We start from the raw sequence: 26,531 nt of genomic DNA, 5'->3' as shown, positions 1-26,531 counted from the left end.
ATTGCATCGCACACGTGTGCCCATCACTCATCGCTGCAGGGCAGCGCGTAGGAAACGAATGACAGCCGCGCCGCTTTCCCGGTCGGCTCTTGCATACCCCTGAGGGCTGCCTCCGACCTGAAGATGAGGACCCAACTCATGCCGGTAGGTTGTTGGCTGCCACAGCGGCGAGATCAGATGCCCCGCATCGCTGAAATAGAGGATCTGATCGGGCTGCTTGCGCGCGTGCTGGGCCAGGTAACGCTTTGCCACCGCCGCCATCTGGCCGGAAAGACCCAGTTGGTCGTCCCCTGCCGCGACAAGCATCAGCGGGCCGTTGATCCTTTCAAGGGGCAACATTGCGGCCTTCAATGCCGCCTGGGCCTGCAAATCCGTGTCGTCCAGCCAGGAGGCGCCCGCACGGTAGGGCAGGAATGGCAGGTCCTTCCCTGCAAGGGTCAAGCCGGGCTTGTCGACGGCATGGAAGTCAGCCGGCTCGACGTCTCGCTGGATGCCCCGAAAGGGCGCCGGGCTTCCCACCAGCGAAACCACGGCGTGGAGTCGCTGATCATGCGATGCCGCCGCCATCGCAATGGTGCCGCCCCATGAGCCGCCCAGCACTCCAATCCCGGATGGGTCGACGTAGCGTTGCTTCTGTAGCCAATCCACGGCCACCGAGACAGGATCGATCGGCACCCGCACGAGATCCTTGGGCAACCCAGGCAAGCGATAGTAGCCGACGGACATCGCCACAAACCCATGCGATGCCAGCCAGGCGGCATACATGTCTGCACTGTCGATCCCCCCCTCGGAACCACCCAGGGTAATGACGGCGGGATGGCGGCGTCCGTCCACCAACGCACTTCTGGGCGCGTAAACGTGGGCAACGAGTCCGGGAGAATGCACCGCGAATGCCAAGACGCCTTCACCATCGATCCATCGTCGCATCTCGACGGTATCAACTACCCGCCCGGCCAGCACCATCTCCACCGTGAACTGAGCCGGTGCAAACCTGAGATCCGCTTCCCTCCTCCTGATGGGAAAGGGCGAAGGCCTGGAGGGCCCCTCCGGCCGCATCGACCAAAACAATCCCGCCTCATCGACTCCGACGTAGGTTCCCGCTTCCGACGCCGTGCTCGATGGATCCACCCTGCCGTCCAGATCCGCACGGTACAGCGCGCTCGAGCGCCAGAGGTTGCCCTTGGCATCCCTCATGGAGAGCCTGAGTTCCACAAGCTCGGTGGGCTGCATGCCTGAGACGTGCACACCCAGGGGCGCATCTGCGCCGCTGTCCAATGACCAAACGCGAAGATCTGCCGCAGAGGCGGTGTTGCAGCCCAGCAGTGCAACAAGGGCGATGGCGAGTCGGTGCATGACGGAAAAATCGGGAAAGGACACCGGGACGATGCGCCCCCCGCACCTGGCTTTGGCTGCGTGTGGCGCGACTCGTGCGTCCGACGACCTCAGTCGTGCAACAGCGGCTGAGACAAGGTGGGCAGGCGCGCTTGGAGTTGTCCTCGAAACTGTCGGCTCACCCGCAATGTTGCGCCGCCTAGAAGCTCCAGTTGAGCATCCTGGTTCCGCGCCGGACGGAGCGCCACGACACGCGTCACATTCACCAGGGACGATCGATGGATACGGACAAATCCATGTGGCTCAAGGCAATCGGCCAGGTTTGCCAGGCTATCGCGGCGCAGATACGTGTCCTTTCCGGCGTGGATACAGACGTAATGGCCCGCCACCTCGACATAGTCAATCTGCGCCGGTTCCAGGTAGACGGTGCGATCCCCCACGTCAACGGCCAGGCGGGCCGTCTGCGCACCCTTGCCGTCGATGCGTTGCCGCACGCGGCGTATCGCAAGCTGCAGGCGTTTGGGATCCACCGGCTTGAGAAGATAATCCAGTGCCCCGGCGTCGAACGCGCGCACCGCGTGCACGCTGTAGGCGGTGACGAAGACGACATGTGGCACGAGCGTTTCCAGGTGACGCACCAGGTCCAGGCCACTACCATCGGGCAGGCCGATGTCCAGCAGGACCAGGTCGACATCTCCAAGCCTGGCCCGCACAAGCGCCGCTTCGAGGGTGGCCGCTTCACCGACCACGAGGACATCGGGCTCGGACGCAAGAAAACGCACAAGCCGGTCGCGCGCAAGCGCCACGTCATCGACGACCAGGGTACGAATCACGCTGCCTCCGTCCCTACCGGGAGACGGAGCGTTGCGACAAAGCAGGTCGCCTGCCGCTCGGTGGACAACGATGCCGCTGCGCCATGGGTGAGAGCCAATCGCCTCCTCAGGTGATCCAACCCTATGCCCAGCCCCCCGGGCTGATCGCCACCGATCGGGTTCAGCACAGTGATCATGAGCTCGGCGTTTTCGACAATGGCCTTCACTTCGATACGAACAAAGCCACCCACCCGTGCTCCATGCTGGATCGCGTTTTCGAGCAACGGCTGCAATGCCATCGAGGACACCGGGGCATTCCATGCCCGCGGCTCTATGTCGATATTGAACGTGATGTCACCAGACAGCACCTGGTGCAACTCGATGAACTCCGCGCTTGCGCCTATCTCTTCCCTTAGCGATACCACGGGCGCGCTTTCCAGCATCGCGCGAAGAAGATTCGCTACATGGCCAAGCGCAAGGTCCGCCCGAGCAGCGTCACGATAGCCAAGCTCTCCGATCGCATTGAGCGCATTGAAGATGAAGTGCTGATGCAACCTGGATCGCAGCGCCTGTTCGTTCACTCGGGCCAGCAGCAGCTCTCGCTCACTTCTCAAGACCAGGTGGCCCCAGAGCTGCCCTGCCCCCATGACGACCAAATAAAGGGGAATAGCGAACAGGGTCGTCGCGGTGAGGGCCCCCTGGCCGTCTTGGAGATCACGCCACCCCATGCCCTCAAACCCTGCCAGGTGCAAGAGACCATGGCCAAGCACCCAGCCCAGCACCGTCAACACCGGTATGGCCACCAGGCCGGTCAAGGCGATCAATGCCAGATGACGCGTGCTTCGCCCTGTTCCAATGATCCATCGTCTGGACAGCCAGAGAAGCGTCGGCGTGAGCGCTGCCCAAGGCACGTAGCTTCCCACCAGAAACAGGAAGGCACCGAGCAGGCCCAGAGCACCGCGCGGCGTGTCGGCCAGTGATGTCAGGGCCACCGCGGGAGCGTAGGCCAGCGCGAGCACGAGCCATGGCACGGCGATGCCCGCCCAGTGGAGGCCTACCGGAACCAATGGACGCTTGGCAATCGAAGAAGTGTGTGTCCGCATGGACGGTCATGCTCGGGACGGCGCAGATTAACCCACATCACCGATATCCACGACATGGCGCACCTGGCGCCTCCGCCTGGCCGGCGCCTCTACCGTCGGCGTCGATGTTCCCTGCCACGCCTCGCTTGCACCCTTGCGGCAGCGGCCTGGCTCGCCCGCTCGCCTCCGCAGTTCACCATCTCGTGGTGGGCAGCGGTCCTGCCGAATGTCGACTTCAGGCCGACCTACACCAGCCCTGTGGCGGCCTTCCGCCGTTCAGAAAATGGCGCGAGGCCTCGCTATAGCTAGATCCTTTACTGCCGATATCAGATGCATCCCAAACGCTGCCGCTCCATGTCGACCGAACTCAGAACCCAAGTCCCCTTCTCCGGCATGGCAGACACCGCGAGCGAGCTGCTTGAGCGGCTTGCCGAGCTGACGCCGCTGAAAACCTGGGTGCTTGCCGAGGTCAAAAACGATCATTGGATCATCCGTGGCTGCACCGACGCCTCCTTCGGGTTGAAGGTCGACCAGTCCTTGAGCTGGCCCGAGTCGGTGTGCCGCAGCATGATCGTCATGGGCGGCCCCCAGTTCGCCCCAGACCTGCAGAAAGTCGAACACCTGGCCCAATCCGCCGTGGCGACACGGCTGGGTATCGCAAGCTACCTGGGCGTGCCGATTCGAATCCCTGGCAAGGTCGAGGGGATGCTCTGCGGGCTGGACAACCGGGTCGTCGACGACAAACTCGAGCACCTCCTGCCGCTGGTTGAAACCTTTGGACGGGTCCTGGCCGGATCGTGGGCCCAGCACCTGGCCGAGGTGCAACGGCTGCCGGCTGATTCGCAGGTCATGGAAAATGCACAAACGTTGGCAGGCCTCTACGATCTCGGGACGTTCCGTGATGTCCTGCAGGCAGCGGCGGATCATCGCCATCGCAACGAGCAAGGCGGCGTATTGCGCTTTGACGTGGACGCCAACAGCTCGGTAGGCGGCGTCGGGCCAGAGCAGAACGTAGCGAAGGCCATTGCCCTGCTGAAGCAGGCCACCCGCCCCCAGGACAGCCTGGCGCAGCTGGCGCGCGGAGAGTTCGCCCTGTTCCTGCCTGGCAGCAGCGAAGCCGGGTTGGTGTCGGTCGCCCGGCGTATCCAGTCGTCCTTGAACGCAGAGGGGCTCAGCGCGCGATGGGGAGCCAGCTGGTTCAAGGAAATGCAGCAGCTCGACAATATCGATCAGCTCATCAAGGTGGGTCCCCTGCCACGCGCAAATCCGGCCGAAGGCAATGCGCATCCGATCCCGTCGGCCGCCCTGTAGGACCGGGCCAAGCCTTACAGGCCGAGGGCACGGAGCGTTGGCAGCGGCACCGCCATCGGCGGGTCAGGAAAATACTTACAGTCACGTTCGTCTATTGCCGATAGTGGATTGCGCTGTTTTCTTCAATGATGGCGTGTCACCCGGCGAGCATCGACAGCCAATCGTCTGACACTGATGTTGGACGAAGGTAGGTGCCTGCCCATCAAGGAGGATTGCTATTGGGCGTCACCGCAATTCGGCACGTGGGCGATTATCTGCTCACTGCGCACAGCGTTCCGTGCGATGGAAAGTTTCTGCCGGAGCTTCTGATTTCCAGGCCCGGCGGCATCACCTTGCACCGCTGCCAACCTGAAAGCATCGCCTTTGCCGATCAACGCGCCGCGTATGACTACGCCAAACGCTGGATGGCGACCTGCCAGGTGTCGAGCACGGGCTCGGTCAGCGCAGCCTAGCAACGGGCAGGCCCGCGACTGCGTCCTCGCCTGCGGGACGCAGCGCTCGATGCGATCGTTCCATGCCGCCAACTGTTCGAGCGTGTAAACCTCGACCGGCTTCGCCGCTGCCAACAGGGCTTTGCATTGCGCAACCGTCGCCACCAAGGATGACGACAGGCGGTCCCGGCAGCCGGTCAGCGATGCGGGGTCCGGGTGCGAGGCGCGCACCGCCTCAAGCACCGCGCCTCGAGCCACTCTTGCCGCCTGCAGGTCACTACAGTGCATCCGCCACTGCTGCCATCCATTGCGCGTTCAACTGCTCCATTCTCTTCCACAATGCCTAGTCGGAAGTGGATAGCCCTGCCATCGGTGTTATCGCGCATCAGCCATCGACAACCGCCGAACCCTCAACTGCATTGCCTTCCCACGCGCGCAACCGCTCTGCCTGACATGCGTCAGGCGTACCCCGACAGCGCGGACGTTTTCTGAAGGGTTAGATTATCGTTTAGTGACAGATATTCCAGTTTTTGAGGAGAGCGCCGTTATTGGGAAACCGATGCCAGGCTCGCTAACCGCGTGAGCATCGATGCCTCTACTGATCTCTTCTGGGACGTCCATGATCGCTTTTCTCCAACGCTTCAACGTCGGCCACCGCCTGGCCGTTGCATTTGGAATCTTGATTCTCCTCTCAGGCCTGCTCGTGGCCACCGGCCTGGGCACCATGGCGAACGCGCGAGCGCAGCTGGACTTCATCGTCCTCGACCGCACCGCCAAGATCCAGGTCGGCAACGGCATGCTGGATGCCAACTCCTCGCTGCTGATCGCATTGGGCACGTATGCCATGGCGACAAGCGAAGAGCTCAACACCGAAGCACTCAACACGATCAACGCGCAGCGCCAGCGCTACCAGGAGCTGCGCACCAAGCTGGACGCGCTGTCCAGCTCGGAGGAAGGGCGGAAGATTCGTGCCGAGATGGACGAGCGTCGGGCAGCGTCCATGAAGTTCAACGACGAAGTCATCGCACTGGCAGCCAGGAACGAGAACGCGCAGGCCCAGGACATCCTCAGCGAGCAAGGGCGGCCCGCCACCCTCGCCTGGCAGGACAAGATCCGCGAACTGGTCACCCGCCAGGAAGGACAGAGCAGGCAGGCCTACGCAGAAGCAGTCAAGTCGATGGACCGGGGCAAGTTCCTGCTCATCCTTGGCGGTGCCGCGGTCGTGCTGGTCAGCAGCCTGCTGGCGTGGCTCATCACCCGAAGCCTGACCCAGCCGCTGGCACGCGCCACGAAAGCGGCTGAAGCCATTGCCAATGGTCAGCTCGGCAACGACGTGCACACGCAAGCCAAGGACGAAACCGGCCGGCTGTTACGCGCCATGCAAGGCATGCAAACGCAGCTCCAGGCCCTGTTGACCGCACAGGGCGACATGGCAAAGCGCCACGATGAAGGCCAGACCAGCTTTCGCATGGATGCCCAGGCCTTCCCGGGTGACTACGGCCGCATGGCCGAGGACACCAATGCCCTGGTGGCCTCGCACCTGGCAGTGCAGTCGAACCTTGCACGGATCATGGGGCGTTACGCCATCGGCGACCTGAGCGAGAGCATGGAGCGCTTGCCTGGTGAGAAAGCGGTGCTGACGCAGACCATGGACGAGGTCAAGGCGAACCTGTCTGCCATGAACATCGAGATCAAGCAGCTGGCGCAGTCCGCGGCCAACGGTGACTTCACCGCGCGCGGCGATGCCGATCGCTTCCAATATGATTTCCGCGTCATGGTGGAGAGCTTGAACCTGCTCATGGCCACCGCGGACGGCAACCTGCAATCGCTGTCGTCGCTGCTGCAATCCATCGCTGCAGGCGACCTCACCGCGCGCATGACGGGCGAGTTCAAGGGGGTCTTCGCGCAGATGCGCGACGACGCCAACGCCACCGCCGCGCAGCTTGCAGAGATCGTCGGACGCATCCAGCAATCGGCGGTGTCGATCAACTCGGCGGCCAGCGAGATTGCTGCCGGCAACCAGGACCTGTCGCAGCGCACCGAACAACAGGCCGCCAACCTGGAGGAGACGGCTGCCTCCATGGAAGAGCTGACCTCCACGGTTCGCCAGAATGCGGAGCACGCACGTCAGGCCAACCAGTTGGCCATCGGTGCCGCAGGCGTCGCCTCCCAGGGCGGGGAAATCGTCAGCAAGGTGGTGGGGACCATGGCCGGCATCGAGGCCTCGTCCAAGAAAATTGCCGACATCATCTCCGTGATTGACGGCATCTCGTTCCAGACCAATATCCTGGCCTTGAATGCTGCCGTGGAAGCGGCGCGGGCTGGTGAGCAAGGCCGTGGGTTTGCGGTGGTCGCATCGGAAGTGCGGACGCTGGCACAGCGTTCCACCGCTGCGGCCAAGGAAATCAAGACCCTGATCGACGACTCTGTCGAGCGCGTCACCGAAGGCTCCACGCTGGTGCATACGGCGGGCACCACGATGGCCGAGATCGTCTCCAGCGTGCAGCGCGTCACCGACATCATGGGTGAAATCTCTGCGGCCTCGCAGGAACAGTCGGCCGGCATCGAGCAGGTCAACATCACGGTAACGCAGATGGATGAAACCACGCAGCAGAACGCGGCCCTGGTGGAGGAAGCCACTGCCGCTGCACGCTCCATGGAAGAACAGGCCGTCCAGCTCACCGAGGCCGTTGCGGTGTTCAAGATTGACACCACCGCGATGTCGCCAATTGTTCAAACCGCTGCACTCGTCTCCAGCAGGAAGCCGGCGGGACCCAGGTCGCTGCCTTCGGTTGCACGTGCGAAGGCGAACATCATTGCCCCGCAACAGGCTGTTTCCTCGACAGCTGTCGCCACGGATTGGCAGGAATTCTAGCCACCGTCTCAGGAGGCCCGGCACTGCCGGGCCTCTGCCGCCCAGAAACATGCTCCTTTGCGATTCCTTTTTTCCACCGAAAATGCAGCGCAAGCGTCCCCGGCGCCAGCCTCCAGTGATGGATGCCTTGCGCCCAATCGTGCGTTCGCATCATCCGGCCTTATCGAGTTTCCGGCGCGCTTGCGGGCAAAAAGCATCCCGTTGACTCCATTGGTTAATAGCGTTCGCCGATCGCAGGCAGGCCAGGGTCGATTCCGGTCATGGCGACAGAGATGTCCCACAGCCGCCTGGCGAGCGCCGGGTCTTCAGCTTGCGGGGCGCGTCTGGCCTCTCCGGCCACACCCCTGATCCCGCGGAAGCCGGTGGGGCCGTAATAGCCGCCGGGCTTCACGGGCCCGGTCGCTGCCAGCAGGGCCGGCCACGCGCCCTTCGCAGCACTGTTGAGCAGCAGGCCGACAAGTGGGCCCATCACCTGGATGGGGCCCATGTGCCGTCCCAGGCTGGTGCTGGCCACGCCGGGGTGGGCACCGACAGCCATGGTGGGCGACCGGGTCGCGCGTAGGCGCCGGTCCAGTTCGAAAAAGAACAACGCATTCGCCAGTTTGCTCGCTCCATAGCGATCGCCCTTGGAGTAGCTCCGCTCGGCGTTGAGATCATCCCAATCGAGGGTTGCCTTCAAATGCGCGATGCTGGACGTGACCACGACGCGCGAGCCGAGCGTCTCGGCCAGCTTGGGCAGCAGCAATGAGGTCAGCGCAAACACCCCGACATGGTTGACGCCGAACTGCGATTCGAAGCCCTGCTTGGTACGCATCAGCGGCGGATTCATGATGCCGGCGTTGTTGATGAGCACATCGATGCGTGGCTCCTTCAAAACATGTGCGGCGGCTGCACGGACGCTATCGAGATCGCCCAGATCCAGTGGCAACCATGCAAGATCGGCACCGGGTGTCAGCCGCTTGATGCGCGCAATCGCCGCATCGGCCCTGCCCTGCTCGCGACAGCCCAGCAACACCCGCGCGCCCCGCGCGGCGAGCACCCGGGAGATCTCAAAGCCCACGCCTGCGTTGGCGCCGGTGACGATGAAGCATTTTCCCGCCTGGTTCGGCACATCTGTTTCGGTAAAGCCGCTTTGATCAAGCAACATGGGTCGCTCCTATTTGAGTGAGTGCTTACGCATTTAACTGGCAAAAAATTAGGCGGCAGACCCCTTCCAGAAAAGGTCGAATCCGGCCCGTTGAATCGCCTCGCGCTCGGCGGGGTTTGCCACGATGGCGTTCATGGTGATGTCGGCAAGCTCGAACAACACGGTGTCGATGTAGAACGTGAGCCTGTCAGGCGCCGAATGCTCCGCAAGACACCGCTCCACGAGTGAGCGCGCGTCCAGAAAAATCGAGTGGCAGCGCAGGCGGCTCTCGGTCGTTACACGGTCCGAGACCTTCAACTGCCGTAAGGCGTTACGTGCCGCCGCATGCTTCAGCCCCCAATCGATCAGCCGACTCCACACCACGAAAAGCCGGTCGTGGGCGGATGCGTCCGCCGGGTACGGCCCCGCCATCGATTCGGCAAGTTCGCCTTCCAATGCCAGAAACAGCGCATTGAGAAGGTCATCCTTCGTGGGAAAGTAAGTAAACAGGGTTCCTTCGGACACACCTGCGGCCTTGGCAATCTTCGAGGTGGGCGCCCCAATGCCCAACTGCGCGATGAGCGCACATGCGGCTCGAAGAAGCGCATCGCGCTTTTCTTCGCTCAGGGGACGCGCCATGATCTGCCACCGTGTAATGAGTGATCACTCAATCATCTTAGAAGGAGACATTTCTGTCAAGGCTTACCTCGACCGGTGCCCGTTCACGATCACGTCTGCGCTCACCGAAGTGATGCGCGTCGTACAAAACTCAGGAGGTTCTCTCACCGCCGTCATCCAGAGGCGATACGTCATTCTCCGCATGCACCTGATCCTCGGACACCCCATCGCTGATGGGATCCCATGTCGGCAGATGGGCAGTTCTCCCCGGTGCTTCTCAACACCGCCAACTCATCCCTGGCGACGGCACAGGCACCCCTCCAGGCCGATGTCAGTAACGTGATCCAGCAAGAAGCGACGCACGCCCTGCGGGCCACGCCGAACCACTTCACAGGTCGTGGTCCGCTTTCCTGCATAGAACCCGAATCCAGTCGGCGCCCACTGGAACCGATGGGCGGCCCCTCTCGATCGACAGCTCAAGGATTTGTCGATGGCAGAGCTTAAACTTGAGCCCATGCCGACTTGAGGCGGCCCCTGGTTCCGTCGCAACATCTGCGCCACTCCAAGGCCTCGTCCGTTTCGTCGCATATCGATCCGATCTCGTTCGGAGGGTCGCCGCAACGGCGTCGCGACAAAACTCACCGCCACTCGCCGCTACCGACCCTGATTGACCGCCACATCCCGGAAGAACATTTCTTGCAAAGCACTGACACAAAAGAAAAAACCAAGAACACCGGCGGGGCTGCAGAGCACACCCCGCTCATGAAGCAATTCTTCGCCGCCAAGTCGGACTATCCCGACCTGCTGCTGTTCTTCCGCATGGGCGATTTCTACGAGCTGTTCTACGACGATGCGCGCAAGGCGGCGCGGCTGCTCGACATCACCCTGACCCAGCGCGGCAGTTCCGGTGGCGCGCCGATCCCGATGGCCGGCGTGCCGGTGCATGCCTACGAGGGCTACCTGGCCCGGTTGGTGGCGTTGGGCGAGTCGGTGGCGATCTGCGAGCAGATCGGCGACCCGGCGCTGGCCAAGGGCCTGGTCGAGCGCAAGGTGGTGCGCATCGTCACCCCGGGCACGGTCACCGACGAGGCGCTGCTGGACGAGCGCCGCGACACGCTGCTGATGGCGATCGCGCGCAGCAAGCAAGGCTACGGCCTGGCTTGGGCCGATCTGGCCGGCGGGCGTTTTCTGGTCAACGAAGTGGACAGCGTGGATGCGCTGGAAGCGGAGATCGCGCGCCTGGAACCGGCCGAGCTGTTGGTGCCCGACGAAGACAACTGGCCGGAGTTCCTGCGTGGCCGCGTCGGCGTGCGGCGGCGGCCACCGTGGTTGTTCGACGCCGACAGCGGCCGGCGCCAGCTGCTGGCCTTCTTCAAGTTGCACGACCTGTCCGGCTTCGGCATCGACGACAAGCCCTGCGCCACCGCGGCCGCCGGCGCGCTGCTGGGTTATGTCGAGGAGACCCAGAAACAGCGCCTGCCGCATCTGACCTCCATCGCGATGGAAGTGGCCAGCGAGGCGATCTCGATGAACGCGGCCACGCGCCGGCATCTGGAGCTGGATACGCGCGTGGATGGCGACACCCGCAACACCTTGCTCGGGGTGCTCGACAGCACGGTTACGCCGATGGGCGGGCGCCTGCTGCGGCGCTGGCTGCACCGTCCGCTGCGCCTGCGCGAGGTCCTGGTACAGCGCCACCACGCCGTCGGCACGCTGATCGACAGCGGCGCCGATGCCGACGTGCGCGAGGCCTTCCGCGCGCTTGGCGATCTGGAACGCATCCTCACCCGCGTGGCACTGCGCTCGGCGCGCCCGCGCGATTTTTCCACCTTGCGCGATGGTCTGGCGCTGCTGCCGAGAGTGCGCGCGATCCTCGCGCCGCTGGATTCGCCGCGCCTGCAGGCGCTGCATGCCGAACTCGGCGAGCACGATGCCACCGCGCATCTGCTGCTCAGCGCGGTGGCCGAACAACCGCCGCTCAAGCTCAGCGACGGTGGCGTGATCGCCACCGGGTACGACGCCGATCTGGATGAGTTGCGCCGCCTGTCCACCAACGCCGATCAATTCCTGATCGACCTGGAACAACGCGAACGCGCCAGCAGCGGCATCGCCACGCTCAAGGTCGGCTACAACCGCGTGCACGGCTACTACATCGAGATCAGCAAGGGCCAGGCCGACAAAGCCCCGCTGCACTACAGCCGCCGGCAGACGCTGACCAATGCCGAGCGCTACATCACCGAAGAACTCAAGAGTTTCGAGGACAAGGTGCTGTCGGCGCGCGAGCGCGCGTTATCGCGCGAAAAGCTGCTGTATGAAGGCCTGATCGATGCACTCGGCGGCGAGTTGGAAGGCCTCAAGCGCTGCGCGAGCGCATTGAGCGAACTTGATGTGCTGGCCGGCTTCGCAGAACGCGCGCAGGCACTGGATTGGTCGCGGCCAGAACTGGACAACGCACCGTGCCTGCGTATCGAACGCGGTCGCCACCCGGTAGTGGAAGCGGTGCGCGATCAGCCGTTCGAACCCAACGATCTGGAGCTGCACGCCGACCGCCGCATGCTGGTCATCACCGGCCCGAACATGGGTGGTAAATCGACCTACATGCGCCAGAACGCGCTGATCGTGTTGCTGGCGCATATCGGCAGCTATGTGCCGGCCAGCCGCGCGGTGATCGGGCCGATCGACCGCATCCTCACCCGCATCGGCGCCGGCGATGACCTTGCGCGCGGGCAATCCACCTTCATGGTGGAAATGGCCGAGACCAGCTATATCCTGCACCACGCCACGCCGCAATCGCTGGTGCTGATGGACGAGATCGGCCGCGGCACTTCCACCTACGATGGCCTGGCATTGGCCGATGCGGTTGCACGCCATCTGGCGCATAGCAATCGCTGCTACACGCTGTTCGCCACGCATTATTTCGAGCTCACCGCACTGGCCGACGAATCGCATGCCGGCGGGACCAGCGGCATCGCCAACGTGCATCTGGACGCGGTCGAACACGGCGAGCGCCTGGTGTTCATGCATGCGGTCAAGGACGGCCCCGCCAATCGCAGCTTCGGCCTGCAGGTAGCCGCGCTCGCCGGCTTGCCCAAGGCCGCCGTGACCCAGGCGCGTCATCGCCTGGCCGAACTGGAGCAACGCGGCGGCGAAAGCCATGTCGCACAGATGGCACCGGCGGCACTGGATGCGCCGCAACAGTTCGGTTTGTTCACTGCGCCCTCTTCCGCTGCGCAGGAAGCACTGCAGGCGCTGGACCCGGACGAACTCACGCCCAAGCAGGCACTGGAAGCCTTGTATCGGTTGAAGGCGTTGCTTTGAGTGCGGGGATTGGGGAGTCGGGATTTGGGATTCGTAGCAGCGCAGCTTGCTGCGCTTGCGGATCTGTTACGGCGGCAAGGTTGGTTGGTCGTTTGAATGCTGGTTGGAGGTTCGTCACGGCGTAGCTGCATGACTGATGCTTGCGGGGCCTGATAATCCATTGCTGTTGCAGGTTTGCGTGGTTGCTTCAATGCTGCTTTGCGATACGCCGGCTCGCGCTGCATCGCGCGCTGCGCGATGACGTGCAGCGCGCGGTTGCCCTGATGGCGCGACGGGCGCACGCTGCCGCAACGTTTTGTCCAACCGGAGACACCGATGACCACGTCCGCCTCGTTGACCGATCAACTTGCCGCGCAGTTGCAGGGCCCGCAGTTGCAGCAGCTCGCCAGCCGGCTCGGCATCGCGCCCGAGCAGGCGCAATCGGCGGTGCAGACCGCGCTGCCGCTATTGATGGGCGCGCTGGGCCGTAACAGCCAGCAGGCCGGTGGCACCGATGCGCTGCTGGGTGCATTGCAGCGCGATCATGCCGGCAGCCCGGACATCGGCAGCCTGCTCGGCGCGTTGCTGGGCGGCTCGGCCAGCGGTGCGCAAGGCAATGGCGCCGGCATCGTGGCGCATCTGTTCGGCGACAAGGCACCGCAGGCTGCCGCAGGCCTGGGCCAGGCCACCGGGCTGGAAACCGGCAAGGCCAATCAGCTGCTGCAATTGCTGGCACCCATCGTGATGGCGTATCTGGCCAAGCGCTTCCTCGGCGGCAATGCCGCGGCCGGCAGCCAGCTCGGCCCGGCCCTGGCGCAGGAACAGCAGCGCGCCGGCAGCAACACCGGGGTCAACGGCCTGCTGGGCAGCGTGCTAGATCAGGACGGCGACGGGAAGCTTGGGCTGGGCGATGTCATGAAGCTGGGTGGCAGCCTGTTCGGCAAGCGCTGACATCGCGCGCGCAGGTTGGGGACATCGGCGCGCCATCCATAGCGTCTCGCTATCGATATGGTTGAATAATTCGAATTCCCCAACCGATCGATGCTGCTTATCGTGTGCACACCCCGCCACGATGAGCCCGCCTGACGCGCATGTCTGCCAGTCACATTCTGCATATCGCCCCATACCGGCCCCTGCAGGCAGGCGCTAGCATCGCCACACGCGGCGACGCTTCTCGATGCCCCCACGGCCGCATGTGCGCCGTCGATGGATGACCACCGCTGACGCATTGCCCGCCCTTTCGATTCCACCAGCACGTGTCCGCAGTTTCGGCACACAGCTCCCCAGGTGCTCACGCACACAGGTATTGCCATGACAACCGAAGCAAAGTGCCCGTTCAACCACGCCGTCGTCGGTACCGGAACCACCAACCGCGATTGGTGGCCCAAGCAGTTACGCGTGGACCTGCTCAGCCAGCATTCGAGCAAGTCCAACCCGCTGGGCCAGACCTTCAACTACGCCGAGGCGTTCAAGCGCATCGATCTGGCCGCGCTCAAGCAGGAACTGCGTGCGCTGATGACCGACTCGCAGGACTGGTGGCCGGCCGACTTCGGCCATTACGGCCCGCTGTTCGTGCGCATGGCCTGGCATAGCGCCGGCACCTATCGCATCGGCGACGGGCGTGGCGGCGGCGGTCGCGGCCAGCAGCGCTTCGCACCGCTCAACAGCTGGCCGGACAACGTCAGCCTGGACAAGGCGCGCCGGCTGCTGTGGCCGATCAAGCAGAAGTACGGCCAGGCGATCTCCTGGGCCGACCTGATGATCCTCACCGGCAACGTCGCGCTGGAAAGCATGGGCTTTACGACCTTCGGCTTTGCCGGTGGCCGCGAGGACACCTGGGAGCCGGATCAGGATCTGTACTGGGGCCGGGAAACCAAGTGGCTGGGTGGCGACGAGCGCTACTCGCGCGGCTCGCCCGGCGTGGACGAGGCGCACGGCGTGCTGGTGAAGGACGACGACAGCGAAGTGCCGCATACCCGCGACCTGGAAAACCCGCTGGCCGCCGTGCAGATGGGCCTGATCTACGTCAACCCGGAAGGCCCGGACGGCAAGCCCGACCCGGTTGCCGCCGCGCGCGACATCCGCGACACCTTCGCGCGCATGGCCATGAACGACGAAGAGACCGTGGCGCTGATCGCCGGCGGCCACACCTTCGGCAAGACCCATGGCGCCGGCCCGGCCGACAACGTCGGTGCCGAGCCGGAAGCCGGCGAGCTGGAAAGCCAGGGCCTGGGCTGGCACAACCGCTACGGCAGCGGCAAGGGTGCCGACACCATCACCAGCGGCCTGGAAGTCACCTGGACCACCACCCCGGCGCAGTGGAGCAACGACTTCTTCGACCACCTGTTCAAGTTCGAGTGGGAGCTGAGCAAGAGCCCGGCCGGTGCGCACCAGTGGGTGGCCAAGAATGCCGACGCCATCATCCCCGATGCGCACGATGCAGCGAAGAAGCATCGCCCGACCATGCTCACCACCGATCTGGCGCTGCGTTTCGACCCCGCTTACGAGGCCATCTCGCGTCGCTTCCACGAACACCCCGACCAGTTCGCCGATGCCTTCGCCCGCGCCTGGTTCAAGCTCACCCACCGCGACATGGGACCGCGCTCGCGTTACCTGGGGGCGGAGGTGCCAAGCGAAGAACTGCTGTGGCAGGACCCGGTGCCGGCCGTCGACCACCCGCTGGTCGATGCGCAGGACGCCGCCGCCCTCAAGCAGACCATCCTCGACTCCGGCCTGAGCGTGGCGCAGCTGGTGTCCACGGCGTGGGCATCGGCGTCGACCTTCCGCGGCTCGGACAAGCGCGGCGGCGCCAACGGCGCACGCATCCGGCTGGCACCGCAGAAGGATTGGCAGGCCAACCAGCCCGAGCAGCTGGCGCAGGTGCTGGGCACGCTGGAGCGCATCCAGGCCGACTTCAACGGCGCACAGTCGGGTGGCAAGCGGATCTCGCTCGCCGACCTGATCGTGCTGGCCGGTAACGCCGCGGTCGAGCGCGCCGCACAGGCCGCAGGCCACAGCGTCACCGTGCCGTTCGCACCCGGCCGCACCGATGCCTCGCAGGAGCAGACCGATGTCGAGTCCTTCGCGGTGCTGGAGCCGGTGGTCGATGGCTTCCGCAACTACGCCAAGCAGCGCTACGCAGTGCCGGCAGAGGCACTGCTGATCGACAAGGCACAGCTGCTGACGCTGACCGCGCCCGAGTTGACCGTGCTGGTCGGCGGCCTGCGCGTGCTCGGCGCCAATGTCGGCGACTCCAGGCACGGCGTGTTCACCACTCGCCCCGGCGTGCTGAGCAACGACTTCTTCGCCAACCTGCTCGACATGCGCACCGAATGGAAAGCCACCTCCGAAGCGAAAGAGGTGTACGAAGGCCGCGACCGCAGCACCGGCGAACAGAAGTGGACCGGCACGCGCGTGGACCTGGTGTTCGGTTCTAACTCGATCCTGCGTGCGGTGGCCGAGGTCTACGCCAGTGCCGATGCCCAGGAGAAGTTCGTGCACGACTTCGTTGCCGCCTGGACCAAGGTGATGCAGCTGGATCGTTTCGATCTGGCGTGAGTTGCAAGGCGCACGCCTTCGTGCGTGCGCCTGCAGCGGTGTTGAAATACACGCAAGAGCTCGACTCGGCACACTGAAGACGTCCGTGGAGCGGCTGTTCTGCGGCTTGGCTGCAAGGCCCTTGCCCGCCCACCATCGCGGGACACGCCGCAAGTACCTCCTTGTAGGCTCTTACGCGGCCTCCATGCCGCGTAAGGTCCCGCGACGGTGGGCGGGCAAGGACCAGGCGGGATGGTCGGTGTGCTTGGTAAGAGCAGGCACGGTGCCCTGCCGTTCTGACAAAGAAGCGTCAGCCAATTTCCTAACGCAACTCGATCAACGACAAGCGTTTAAGCAAACAACCGATCAGCTATCTGGTGCGGTGTCCTCGCCAATTGCGGAACCGTGGGGCGGCATGGATGCCGCCACCGAGCCTACAGGGACGGATTCACCGCGTGTCCCGCGATTGGTGAGGGCGCCGCACACTCGACTCAGCTGGGAAGCGCCCTCTCCTCTTGCGTGAACAGCAACGCTCTGGGTGTTTTATGTCCATCACCCAATTCGCAGCGGACAACCACGCACTGCTACAACGCGTCGATATCGCCCAGTGCGTTGATCAGCCGGCGTGCACGCTTGTCCGGCTTGCCCTCGGGTGCGCGGTAGCCGGTGCGTTCGGCGGCACGCTGCAGCCGCCATTGTGCACGCGCCTCGCGTGAGGCATCGCTTTCCAGGTAGAGCGTCTGTGCGACCGGTGCCGGGCCACGCACATCGCTCAGCGCGGCAACGGTGATTTCGAAGATTTCGCCGCCGCGGTCGATGCGCAGTTGCTCGCCGGTGCGCAGCGTGCGCGAGGGCTTGGGCCGCTGGCCTGCCACATCCACTTTGCCGTTGTCCACCGCCGTCTTGGCCAGGCTGCGCGTCTTGAAGAAGCGCGCCGCCCACAGCCAGACATCCAGCCTGACCGTCGTCGCTTGTTCCACCAGTTGAGTCATCGCGTTGTGCTTGCCGTCGGGTCCAATGGGGCCGCAGGCCGCTGTCGTGATCGCCGCTGCTGCGGCGCCTCGCAACGGGCTGCGTTGAACAAAAAACATTTGGGCACCTTCGCCGGAACTCAAGCATGGCGAGCTGCAGGACCTGGCACGCGACCACGCCCTGGCTGACCGATACAGGCAGAACCGCAGAACCGGTGGCCTGCCCCGCGTCCTCGAAACGCCGGGCAACCGCATGCCTCACACAAGCCAATGCTAGTGTTCGCAGCTTCCGTCCCACGGCGCGTCTGCGATGCCCAAATCCGCTGTCCTGACCGAAGGCCCGATCGGCAAGAATCTGCTGCTGTTCGCGATGCCGATCCTTGCCGGGAATATCGCGCAATCGCTCAATGGCTCGATCAACGCGATCTGGGTAGGTCGCTACCTCGGCGAGGCGGCGCTGACTGCGGCAGCCAATGCCAACAGCATCATGTTCTTCCTGATCGGCTCGGTGTTCGGCATCGGCATGGCTTCGACCATCCTGATCGGCCAGGCGATGGGCGCGCGCGACATTGCGCAGGCGCGCAAGGTCATGGGCACCAGTGCCAGTTTCTTCGGCGGGCTGTCGGCGCTGATCGCGGTGCTTGGCTGGTTTCTGGCGCCGCACCTGTTGACTGCGATGGGCACGCCGCCGGCATCGCAGACGCTGGCCGAGCAGTACCTGCGGGTGATCTTCCTGGCCATGCCGCTGATCTATGTGTTCGCGTTCCTGTCGGCGGCACTGCGCGGCACCGGCGATGCCCGCACGCCGTTCCGCTTTCTGCTGGTGTCGGTGGTGCTGGACATCGTGTTCAACCCGTTGCTGATCTTCGGTCTGGGGCCGTTTCCGGCATTGGGCATCGCCGGCGCGGCCTGGGCCACGTTGCTGGCGCAGGCAGTGGCGCTGGGCGGTCTGCTGCTGTACCTGCGCAGTCAGCGTCATGTGTTGTGGCTGGGACGCGGCGACCTGCACCTGTTCCGCATCGCGCCCACGATCCTGCGCGCGCTCATCGTCAAGGGCGTGCCGATGGGCCTGCAGATGGTGCTGATTTCGCTGGCCATGATCGCGATGATGACGTTGGTCAACAGCTTCGGCACCGACACCGCCGCCGCCTACGGCGCTGCGTTGCAGCTATGGACCTATGTGCAGATGCCGGCGATGGCGCTGGGCGCGGCGTGTTCGACGATGGCGGCGCAGAACGTGGGCGCCGGATTGTGGACGCGTGTGGATGCAACCGCACGCACCGGCATCGTCGCCAACTTTCTGATGACCGGCGTGTTGATCGGGCTGCTGATCGTGTTCGACCACTGGACGCTGGCGCTGTTCCTGCCGAGCGACAGCCCGACACTGGAGGTTGCGCGGCATCTCAATCACATTGGTATCTGGTCGTTCCTGCTGTTTGGCGTGAGCTTTGTGATTTCCGGCGTGGTGCGGGCCACTGGCGCGGTGATCCCGCCGCTGCTGATCCTGGCGTTCGGTCTGTGGGGCGTGCGCGTGCCCCTGGCGAACGCCTTGATTCCGCACCTGGGAGCCGATGGCATCTGGTGGAGCCTTCCGATCAGCTCGGTGTGTTCGATGCTGCTGTCGCTGGCGTATTACCGCTGGGGCGGCTGGCGCAAGGCACGCATGCTGACCACGCCAGCGCATCCGGCGAATCCTGCGGAGCTGGCCGCCGCCGCCGAAGTGCCGGTGCATCCGGCCTCGCCGGTCGCCGATACCGCGCCGATCGCAGCATTGCCGCAGCACCGCCAGCGCTGATGTCGGCCGGCATCACCGGGCGGCGGGCGGCAACAGCGACTGAAATCAAGCCAGGTCGAACCCAGCAGCCGGATGCCCTGTTGAGATGATCGATCCAGCGCATGGCCGCCTGGTGAGTGATCCACTCGACCAATCCACGGAACAGCTGGCGGAGCAGCTGCCAGGACGTCGTTCCCTCGACCAACACAGCACGCGCTCGCCCTCAACGCATGCCCCACCGCCCAATCCCCAATCCCCAATCCCGATTCCCGATTCCCGATTCCCGATTCCCACAACGCAAACGGCCGCCCGAAGGCGGCCGTCTGGCATCAGCAGGACAAGCCTGCCGGTGACTTACTCAGCCTTGGCAGCAGCCTGGCGAGCAGCCTTGGCCTGTGCAGCGGCGGCCAGATCTTCCTTGATGCGGGCGGCCTTGCCTTCCAGACCACGCAGGTAGTACAGCTTGCCGGCGCGAACCTTACCGCGACGCTTCACTTCGACCGAGTCGATGATGGCGCTGTGGGTCTGGAACACGCGCTCGACACCGAAGCCGTGCGAGATCTTGCGCACGGTGAAGGCGGAATTCAGGCCGGCGTTCTTGGTACCGATCACGACGCCCTCATAGGCCTGCACGCGCTCGCGGTTGCCTTCCTTCACCTTGACGTTCACCACGACGGTGTCGCCCTGGTTGAACTCGGGAAGCTTGCGCTGAATCTGGGCGGCTTCGAAGTCAGCCAGGATGGTCTTGTTGAGTTTGCTCATGATGGGCACCGCGTGTCTGGTGATATTGGACCGGCAGTCGCCGCACGGCGATTGCTCGAGGTTCGTAGGAGGGCCAGACGCAAGGCTGGCCAGCAAGCCGCATATTGTACCCCAATCGATATTGCAAGAGCTAGGGGTGAGCCCTTATTTCTCGTCGCCTTGGGCGAGTTCGCGGCGAAACTCGTCCAGCAGACGGCGATCGTTCTTGTCCAACCCGGCCTCGTCGAGCAGGTCCGGGCGACGCAACCAGGTCCGGCCCAGCGACTGCTGCCGACGCCAGCGCGCAATTGCAGCGTGATTGCCCGAGCGCAATACCTCCGGTACATCGCCCCAGTCATGAGTCGACGGATGGCTGTAGTGCGGGCAGTCGAGCAGGCCTTGCGGGCCTTCGAAACTGTCCTGGGCTGCGGATTCGGCGTCGTTCAACACCCCTTCCTGCAACCGCGTCACCACATCCACCAGCACCGCCGCGCCAAGCTCGCCACCGGACAACACGTAGTCGCCGATGGAGATTTCCATATCCACCGCCTGCGCCAGAAAACGCTCGTCCACGCCTTCGTAGCGCCCGCACAACAACACCATGCGTGGCAACTGCGCCAGCTCGCGGGCAAGCGGCTGGGTGAGCGGCCGCCCCTGCGGGCTGAGATAGATCACCGGCGCCGGACGCGGGTCCGCCGCTTGCACCGCGTCCAGACAGGCCCGCAACGGCTCGATCAACATCACCATGCCGGGCCCACCACCGAACGGACGGTCGTCCACGCGGCGGTAATTGCCCTGCGCATGCTCGCGCGGATTCCAGCCCTGCAATTCCAGCAGGCCACGCTCCTGCGCCCGCCCGACCACGCCGAACGCTGCGCATTGCGCAATGAACTCGGGGAACAGGCTGATGACGTCGATGCGCACTAGCGGGAGTCGGAAATCGGGACTGGGAATGGGTAGAGCAAGCGCGGAGCCGGGGCACCGCCTTGATCAGAAATCCGGATCCCAGTCCACCACGATCAGGTTGGCGTCGAAGTCGACCGACTTGACGAAATCCGGCAGCACGAACGGCACCAGCCGCTCGCGATCGCCGCGCACCACCATCACGTCGTTGGAGCCGGTGGAGAACAGGTGCGACACCGTGCCGAGCTTGACGCCCTCGACGGTTTCCACCTGCAGCTCTTCCAGATCCACCCAATAGTATTCATCGGGCTTGGGCGGCGGCAGCACGCTGCGCGAGACATAGATCTCGGTCCCGTGCATGGCTTCGACGGTGTCACGGTCGCTGACGTCCGGGAACACTGCAATCAGATTCTTGCCCTGATCGCGTCCACGGACGCCACTCACGACCGACTCCTGCCCCGAGGGCGCCCGCACGATCCACGGTTGATACCGGAAGATCGCACTGCGCGGCTCGGTCCAGGATTCGAGCTTGAGCTCGCCCTTGACACCAAAAGCGCCGACAATCCTGCCTAACAGGATGCGGCGCTCGGTCGGCTTCATCTGCGTCGACTCTGGGCCGGGCGGTGACGCCCGGCCCTCAAGATCAGGCCGCAGCGGCCTGGGACTTGGAGGCTTCGCGATACAGGTTACGCACCTTATCAGTCAGCTGTGCGCCCTGGCCGACCCAATGGTCGACGCGTGCGACGTCCAGCACGACGCGCGGTTCTGCGCCCTGTGCAACCGGGTTGTAGTAACCCAGACGCTCGATATTGCGGCCATCGCGCGCGCTGCGCACGTCGGTCACGATGATGTGGTAGAACGGACGCTTCTTGGCGCCGCCGCGGGTCAGTCGAATCTTGACCATGGTGTCGTTTTCCTAAAGTTGCCCAGTCGCCAGAATGGCGCGGTAAGCCAGCGATTATAGCGGGCTCCGGCGGCGAAGCCAAGCCACCCCCAATTCGCTCAGATCCCTTGCCAGGCCTGGGTCTGCAGGGCCCGCTCCAGCAATGGCAGTTGCGCGGCCTGCGCCGGCCACGATGCCGCTCCGGCTTGCACGATCGCCTGCTGACCACGCGCATTGCAGCTGAACACCCCATCGAACCCGTCCAGCTCGCCCAGCGTAACCGGGCGCGACTCCTGCTGGATCCCGAGCATCTGCAGGCCTGCCTGCAGCAGACGCTGCTGGGTGCCTAGCAGCGCCGGTCCTTGCGGCCACACCACCCTGCCCTGCTGCCACAGGCCCAGATTCCAGAAGGCACCTTCCAGCAGATGCTCCTGGGCGTCGACCAGCAGGGCATCGTCGTAGCCGGCCACCAGGGCCTGGCGACGCAGGTGCAGCAGCGCGAAGGTGCCGACATGCTTGTGCCGGGGTTGCTCGCGCACATGATGGACCGGCTGCACGCGTAGTGCGGTGGCTGGCATCCGGGCGGCGGGCGCGATGGAGATCAGCACATCGAGCGCAAGCTGCCGCGATGGATCGCGCAGGTCGAAATCCTGCGCAAACACAGTGATGCGCACGCTGGCATCGGCGCAGTCCGCAGCCGACAACGCAGCGCGCAACTGGGCGCGCAGGGATGCCTCATCGATCGCTGCACCGAACAAGGCAGCGCCGTCGTGTTGCAGCCGCTGCAGATGCAGGTCCAGCCCGCGTACCGCACCGGCGCGCACCTGCAACGTGGTGAAGTGGCCGTAGTTGATCAGTGCGGCGGCGCCCAGTTGCTGCGCTGTCGCCACTGCACCGTTGCAGAAGATCAGCGGCACACCAGCGCCTGCGCCTGCGCCCACCACTGGGTCACCAGTTGCGCGGCAGGCTGGGCCGGCGCCATCCAGGCCGATTGGCCGGCCCAGGCCTGCATGGCGTCCAGGCGGTTGTCGCGCGCGGCGGCCTGACGCATCGGCGCGGTCAGCGCGCGCTGCACCGGATACGGCGCCGGCACCGGTGCCTCTGCGGCGGCGGAGGCATGCACATACGGCGTGGCGAGCGCACGCCCCAGCCGGCCGGAAAATGCGCGGGTCGGCTGGGTCTGTTCCGGTTCGGCCTGGGCCAGGGCATCGGCCCAGGCGCTTGGCAGCGCCGCCTCGGGGGTGCGCAGCAGGCAGGTGCCGATCTGCACCGCGCTCGCGCCCAGCGTCAGCGCCGCGGCAATGCCGCGCGCGTCGGCGATGCCGCCTGCGGCGATCACCGGGAGATCGAGGTGATCGACCAGTCGCGGCAACAAGGCGAACAGCCCGGTCATCTGCCGCTCGGCACGGCCGGCGTCGAACGCACCGCGATGCCCACCGGCCTCGGCCCCCTGCGCAACCACCGCATCGGCACCGGCCGCCTGGGCCGCACGCGCTTCGTCCAGCGTGGTGGCGCAGGCGAACCAGGCGATGCCGGCGTGCTTCAGGCGTGCAACCTGGTCAGGCCGAAACACGCCCATGATCGACGAGGCCACCGCAGGCCGCGCGGCGAGCAAGGCCTCGAACTGGGCATCGAAGTCGGCAGGCGCCGCATCGCCCGCACCCTCGGGAACCGGCGGCCCCCAGTGCGACAGAAACTTACGTACGCGCGCCTCCGCAGCGGCGTCGCGCACCGGTGCCGGATCGGGAATCCATAGATTGACCTGTGCAGGCCCGGCGCTTGCGTCACGGAAGGCCGCCATCCACGCCACGATGTCCTGCGGCTGCGACAACACCGCGCCCATCGCACCCATGCCGCCGGCCGCAGCAACCGCCGCCGACAACGGCACCGGGCAGGCGCCGGCCATGGGGCTGAGCAGGATCGGCATGCGCAGCCCGAATTGGTTACAGAAAGAGTCAATACGACCTAAGCAGGAATGGCTCATCCAGACTTTGAAGATGTCACGACCAAACCACAGTATGCATTGACGCATCGGCCAATGGACATTGAGCGCCTTGCAGCGCAAGCAACGAACTCTGTATACCCGGCTGAGCTCCACAAGGCAATGAAATGCCTGCCCGACGGCACCTAACATCACTACTGAAAATGGCTGGCAATAAATTGCCAGTACTTCAGCAAGGAGGCGGGCCTGCAACTCGCAGGCCCGCCAATCAACTAGATGCCAAAGTGAATCGTTCCGCGCAAAGGCGTCGTGCGATTATCGCAATACTGTTCAAAGTCCGCGTACAGCTTGACCACGTTGGCCTGGGCATCTTTCTCAATAGCACGCACGTTGAGCGTGCCACGATTTTCATTGCACCCTCGTCCGTTACCAGTGAAGTCCAATCCCGCATGAGTGCCATCTGCGAAACGTCGCGTAGGGTAACGCCCAGGCACCAGCGTCTTCCCTACAGGCGCAGCGATACTCGCATACCAATCGTCACGCAGGCCTGAAGCGGAATACCGCAGGTATGACGCGTTTCCATCCAACACGAAGATACTGGTGTCGTTGTAATACATCTTTCCCACGCCGCCGCCCACGTAATCATCGCTACCGCTCGTCAACTTCAGCGATAAGGGCGGTGCGTTATAGCTGATGATGCCAGCAAGTGCTGGCGCCTTACTCTGCTCGCATCGCTGCAGGAACGTTGCCTCCAGCTTGTCCACGTTGCCAGCGGCATCGAATGAAATCTGCCTGACCGTCACCTTCCCCCAGATTTCGTTACAGCCCCGCCCGGTACTGGATACGTCAAGACCAGGGGAACGCCCGGTCTTGAAAGCTGACCGTTCGGCGTTCGCATAAGTGCCTGGAGCCAGAACGCTGCCGACCGGAGCGGCGATTCTTATATACCAGTATTCGCCAGACGCACCATCGGCAGTAAACGTGAGCCGATCCTTGTTCCCTGACATGCCGAATTTTGCATTGGCATCAGTCAAGACAGCAGACTTTCCCTGACCAATATAGTCACCAGCGTTGCTGGAATAAGAAAAGATTGATGCCGCACTACATGCAACCGACAATCCAATACCGCTAAGACTGACCGTAAACTTGCAAAAAAATCCTTTAAATCCTTTCATGAATCCTCCGATGATTAGATTGCTCGTCCGCGAGCAATCGCGCCCGTCCGCGGGCGCGCAATCCTAACATCGAAGTGATTTCAATACTCAGCGGGTGATGCGACCAAGCGGACGCATCAGCACACTACCGCACTCAGCGGAACGGCATGCCGCCGCGGCCGCCCATGGCGCCCATCATGCCCTTCATGTTGCGCATCAGGCCCTTCATGCCGCCGCCAGCCAGCTTGCCCATCATCTTTTCCATCTGCTGGTACTGCTTCATCAGCTTGTTGACGTCGGCCGGCTGCATGCCGGAGCCGCGGGCGATGCGGGCGCGGCGCGAGCCGTTGAGCAGGGCCGGGTTGCGGCGCTCCTTCTTGGTCATCGAATTGATGATCGCGATCATGCGCGGCACTTCCTTGCCGGTGACCTGCTGCTTGACGTTGTCCGGGATCTGGCCCATGCCCGGCAGCTTGTCCATCAGCCCATGGATGCCGCCCATGTTCTGCATCTGCTCGAGCTGCTCCTTCATGTCGTTGAGGTCGAACTTCTTGCCCTTGGCGACCTTGGCGGCGAGCTTGGCGGCCTTTTCCTGGTCGACGCTGTGCTCGACCTGCTCCACCAGCGAGAGCACGTCGCCCATGTCCAGGATGCGGCTGGCGACGCGGTCGGGGTGGAACACGTCCAGGCCGTCGGTCTTTTCGCCGGTACCGACGAACTTGATCGGCTTGCCGGTGATGTAGCGCACGCTCAGTGCGGCACCACCACGGGCGTCGCCGTCGGTCTTGGTCAGCACCACGCCGGTCAGCGGCAGCGCCTCGCCGAAGGCCTTGGCGGTGTTGGCCGCGTCCTGGCCGGTCATCGCATCGACCACGAACAGGGTTTCGGTGGGGTTGACCGCGGCGTGCAGCGCCTTGATCTCGTCCATCATCGCCGCATCGATCGCCAGGCGGCCGGCGGTATCGACCAGCAGCACGTCGGCGAACGACTTGCGCGCATCGCTGATGGCGGCGCGCACGATGTCGACCGGCTTCTGCGAGGCGTCGGACGGGAAGAACAGCACGCCGACCTGCTCGGCCAGGGTCTTGAGCTGCTCGATCGCGGCCGGGCGATAGACGTCGGCCGAGACCACCATGACCTTCTTCTTGCGCTTTTCCTTCAGGTGCTTGGCGAGCTTGCCGACCGTGGTGGTCTTGCCCGCGCCCTGCAGGCCGGCCATCAGGATGATCGCCGGCGCCGGCACGTTGAGGTTGAGGTCGGTGGCGGCCGCGCCCATCACCGCGGTCAGCTCGTCGCGGACGATCTTGATCAGCGCCTGGCCCGGGGTCAGCGATTTGAGCACTTCCTGGCCGACCGCGCGCACCTTGATGCGCTCGATCAGCGCCTGCACCACCGGCAGCGCCACGTCGGCTTCGAGCAAGGCGATGCGCACTTCACGGGTGGCTTCGCGGATGTTCTCCTCGGTCAGGCGGCCGCGGCCGCGCAGGCGCTCCATGGTGCCGGAGAGACGTTGGGTAAGGGACTCGAACATGCGCAAGGGACCGCGTGAGGGGAAACGGGCGTCGATTATAGCGGCACCGGCCAATGCGCCGCCCCGGCGGCCCCGCTGCCCGGCCGGTCAAGCCAGCCCGGGACGCCGCCGCACCACCGCCCGTCCATGCGCGCGGCCAGCCAGCGCCGGCGCCGCAATGGACAGAAACCGCGGCCGCGGGACCAGCGGCCGCCCCATCCCGGGCCCGCCC

Annotated in this window: 21 protein-coding genes and 1 pseudogene; 7 read left to right on the top strand and 15 right to left on the bottom strand. The window is 64.6% G+C overall.

The annotated features are described in order from the left end of the window. Positions 1 to 27: 27 nt before the first annotated feature. From EO139_RS18340 to EO139_RS21730, 3 genes are all read right to left on the bottom strand, one after another. Positions 28 to 1,377, bottom strand: coding sequence for an acyl-CoA thioesterase/BAAT N-terminal domain-containing protein (locus EO139_RS18340; RefSeq protein ID WP_126971848.1), 1,350 nt, complete (start codon positions 1,375 to 1,377; stop codon positions 28 to 30). Positions 1,378 to 1,442: 65 nt separating this feature from the next. Beyond that, entirely contained in the window at positions 1,443 to 2,165 is a 723-nt protein-coding gene (locus tag EO139_RS18335; protein WP_241235979.1) for a LytTR family DNA-binding domain-containing protein, read from the bottom strand. Continuing rightward, complete coding sequence (locus tag EO139_RS21730; protein WP_126971844.1) at positions 2,162 to 3,247, bottom strand: histidine kinase; 1,086 nt, start codon at positions 3,245 to 3,247, stop codon at positions 2,162 to 2,164. The genes EO139_RS18335 and EO139_RS21730 overlap by 4 nt, the downstream gene beginning before the upstream one ends. A 333-nt stretch (positions 3,248 to 3,580) precedes the next feature. Here EO139_RS21730 and EO139_RS18325 point away from each other — a divergent pair, with 333 nt between their 5' ends. Both EO139_RS18325 and EO139_RS21470 read left to right on the top strand, forming a co-directional pair. Next, positions 3,581 to 4,537, top strand: a complete 957-nt coding sequence (locus EO139_RS18325; protein ID WP_126971842.1) for a GAF domain-containing protein — start codon at positions 3,581 to 3,583, stop codon at positions 4,535 to 4,537. A gap of 218 nt (positions 4,538 to 4,755) precedes the next feature. Next, positions 4,756 to 4,989 (top strand): hypothetical protein, encoded by a 234-nt coding sequence (locus EO139_RS21470; protein WP_164739915.1) that lies wholly within the window; start codon positions 4,756 to 4,758, stop codon positions 4,987 to 4,989. A 51-nt stretch (positions 4,990 to 5,040) separates the two neighbouring features. On the opposite strand, the pseudogene EO139_RS21725 reads toward EO139_RS21470, so the two are convergent. After that, positions 5,041 to 5,296: pseudogene (locus EO139_RS21725) on the bottom strand (hypothetical protein); the annotation flags it as partial. Between the two features lie 291 nt (positions 5,297 to 5,587). Here EO139_RS21725 and EO139_RS18315 point away from each other — a divergent pair. Beyond that, positions 5,588 to 7,843: a methyl-accepting chemotaxis protein gene (locus EO139_RS18315; RefSeq protein ID WP_126971840.1), complete on the top strand. Its 2,256-nt coding sequence runs from the start codon at positions 5,588 to 5,590 to the stop codon at positions 7,841 to 7,843. Positions 7,844 to 8,057: 214 nt separating this feature from the next. Here EO139_RS18315 and EO139_RS18310 read toward each other — a convergent pair whose 3' ends face one another. Further along, positions 8,058 to 8,990 carry an oxidoreductase gene (locus EO139_RS18310; protein WP_126971838.1) on the bottom strand — a complete coding sequence of 311 codons (933 nt, stop codon included), beginning with the start codon at positions 8,988 to 8,990 and terminating at the stop codon, positions 8,058 to 8,060. Between the two features lie 48 nt (positions 8,991 to 9,038). Beyond that, a complete protein-coding gene (locus EO139_RS18305; RefSeq protein ID WP_119132594.1) occupies positions 9,039 to 9,608 on the bottom strand; it encodes a TetR/AcrR family transcriptional regulator in 570 nt (189 codons plus the stop codon). A 741-nt stretch (positions 9,609 to 10,349) separates the two neighbouring features. On the opposite strand from EO139_RS18305, the gene mutS reads away from it, so the two are divergent. The 3 genes from mutS to katG all read left to right on the top strand — a co-directional run bounded on the left by mutS (position 10,350) and on the right by katG (position 16,442). Beyond that, positions 10,350 to 12,905 (top strand): DNA mismatch repair protein MutS, encoded by a 2,556-nt coding sequence (gene mutS, locus EO139_RS18295; RefSeq protein ID WP_343136469.1) that lies wholly within the window; start codon positions 10,350 to 10,352, stop codon positions 12,903 to 12,905. Positions 12,906 to 13,220: 315 nt separating this feature from the next. Next, positions 13,221 to 13,835: a DUF937 domain-containing protein gene (locus EO139_RS18290; protein ID WP_126971834.1), complete on the top strand. Its 615-nt coding sequence runs from the start codon at positions 13,221 to 13,223 to the stop codon at positions 13,833 to 13,835. A gap of 360 nt (positions 13,836 to 14,195) precedes the next feature. Beyond that, positions 14,196 to 16,442, top strand: coding sequence for a catalase/peroxidase HPI (katG, locus tag EO139_RS18285; protein ID WP_126971832.1), 2,247 nt, complete (start codon positions 14,196 to 14,198; stop codon positions 16,440 to 16,442). Between the two features lie 563 nt (positions 16,443 to 17,005). Here the strand turns inward: katG and EO139_RS18275 are convergent. Next, positions 17,006 to 17,413, bottom strand: a complete 408-nt coding sequence (locus tag EO139_RS18275; protein WP_104650531.1) for an RNA-binding S4 domain-containing protein — start codon at positions 17,411 to 17,413, stop codon at positions 17,006 to 17,008. Between the two features lie 289 nt (positions 17,414 to 17,702). On the opposite strand from EO139_RS18275, the gene EO139_RS18270 reads away from it, so the two are divergent. After that, positions 17,703 to 19,187 carry an MATE family efflux transporter gene (locus EO139_RS18270; protein WP_126971830.1) on the top strand — a complete coding sequence of 495 codons (1,485 nt, stop codon included), beginning with the start codon at positions 17,703 to 17,705 and terminating at the stop codon, positions 19,185 to 19,187. Between the two features lie 333 nt (positions 19,188 to 19,520). Here the strand turns inward: EO139_RS18270 and rplS are convergent, their stop codons facing one another. The 8 genes from rplS to ffh all read right to left on the bottom strand — a co-directional run bounded on the left by rplS (position 19,521) and on the right by ffh (position 26,320). Next, positions 19,521 to 19,928, bottom strand: a complete 408-nt coding sequence (gene rplS, locus EO139_RS18265; RefSeq protein ID WP_005989873.1) for a 50S ribosomal protein L19 — start codon at positions 19,926 to 19,928, stop codon at positions 19,521 to 19,523. Between the two features lie 144 nt (positions 19,929 to 20,072). Continuing rightward, positions 20,073 to 20,831, bottom strand: coding sequence for a tRNA (guanosine(37)-N1)-methyltransferase TrmD (gene trmD, locus EO139_RS18260; protein WP_119128921.1), 759 nt, complete (start codon positions 20,829 to 20,831; stop codon positions 20,073 to 20,075). 66 nt (positions 20,832 to 20,897) lie between these two features. Next, on the bottom strand, positions 20,898 to 21,410 hold the full coding sequence (gene rimM / locus EO139_RS18255; protein ID WP_126943450.1) for a ribosome maturation factor RimM: 513 nt from the start codon (positions 21,408 to 21,410) through the stop codon (positions 20,898 to 20,900). A 43-nt stretch (positions 21,411 to 21,453) separates the two neighbouring features. Beyond that, complete coding sequence (rpsP, locus tag EO139_RS18250; RefSeq protein ID WP_011036396.1) at positions 21,454 to 21,714, bottom strand: 30S ribosomal protein S16; 261 nt, start codon at positions 21,712 to 21,714, stop codon at positions 21,454 to 21,456. Between the two features lie 98 nt (positions 21,715 to 21,812). Continuing rightward, on the bottom strand, positions 21,813 to 22,610 hold the full coding sequence (locus EO139_RS18245; protein WP_126943453.1) for an aminotransferase class IV family protein: 798 nt from the start codon (positions 22,608 to 22,610) through the stop codon (positions 21,813 to 21,815). After that, the gene (locus tag EO139_RS18240) at positions 22,601 to 23,677 is read right to left on the bottom strand and encodes a nitronate monooxygenase (protein ID WP_126943456.1); all 1,077 of its coding nucleotides are present in this window, start codon (positions 23,675 to 23,677) and stop codon (positions 22,601 to 22,603) included. The genes EO139_RS18245 and EO139_RS18240 overlap by 10 nt, the downstream gene beginning before the upstream one ends. Before the next feature lie 230 nt (positions 23,678 to 23,907). Then, the gene (locus tag EO139_RS18235) at positions 23,908 to 24,810 is read right to left on the bottom strand and encodes a hypothetical protein (protein ID WP_241235978.1); all 903 of its coding nucleotides are present in this window, start codon (positions 24,808 to 24,810) and stop codon (positions 23,908 to 23,910) included. A gap of 133 nt (positions 24,811 to 24,943) precedes the next feature. After that, on the bottom strand, positions 24,944 to 26,320 hold the full coding sequence (ffh, locus tag EO139_RS18230; protein ID WP_046342053.1) for a signal recognition particle protein: 1,377 nt from the start codon (positions 26,318 to 26,320) through the stop codon (positions 24,944 to 24,946). Between the last annotated feature and the right edge of the window lie 211 nt (positions 26,321 to 26,531).

Origin of the sequence: Xanthomonas sp. BRIP62411 (assembly GCF_003993525.1) — a bacterium.
In the GTDB taxonomy this organism is placed as follows: domain Bacteria; phylum Pseudomonadota; class Gammaproteobacteria; order Xanthomonadales; family Xanthomonadaceae; genus Xanthomonas; species Xanthomonas euroxanthea.
Note: the sequence above shows the minus strand (reverse complement) of the source record. Positions and strands in the feature narration are given on the sequence as shown.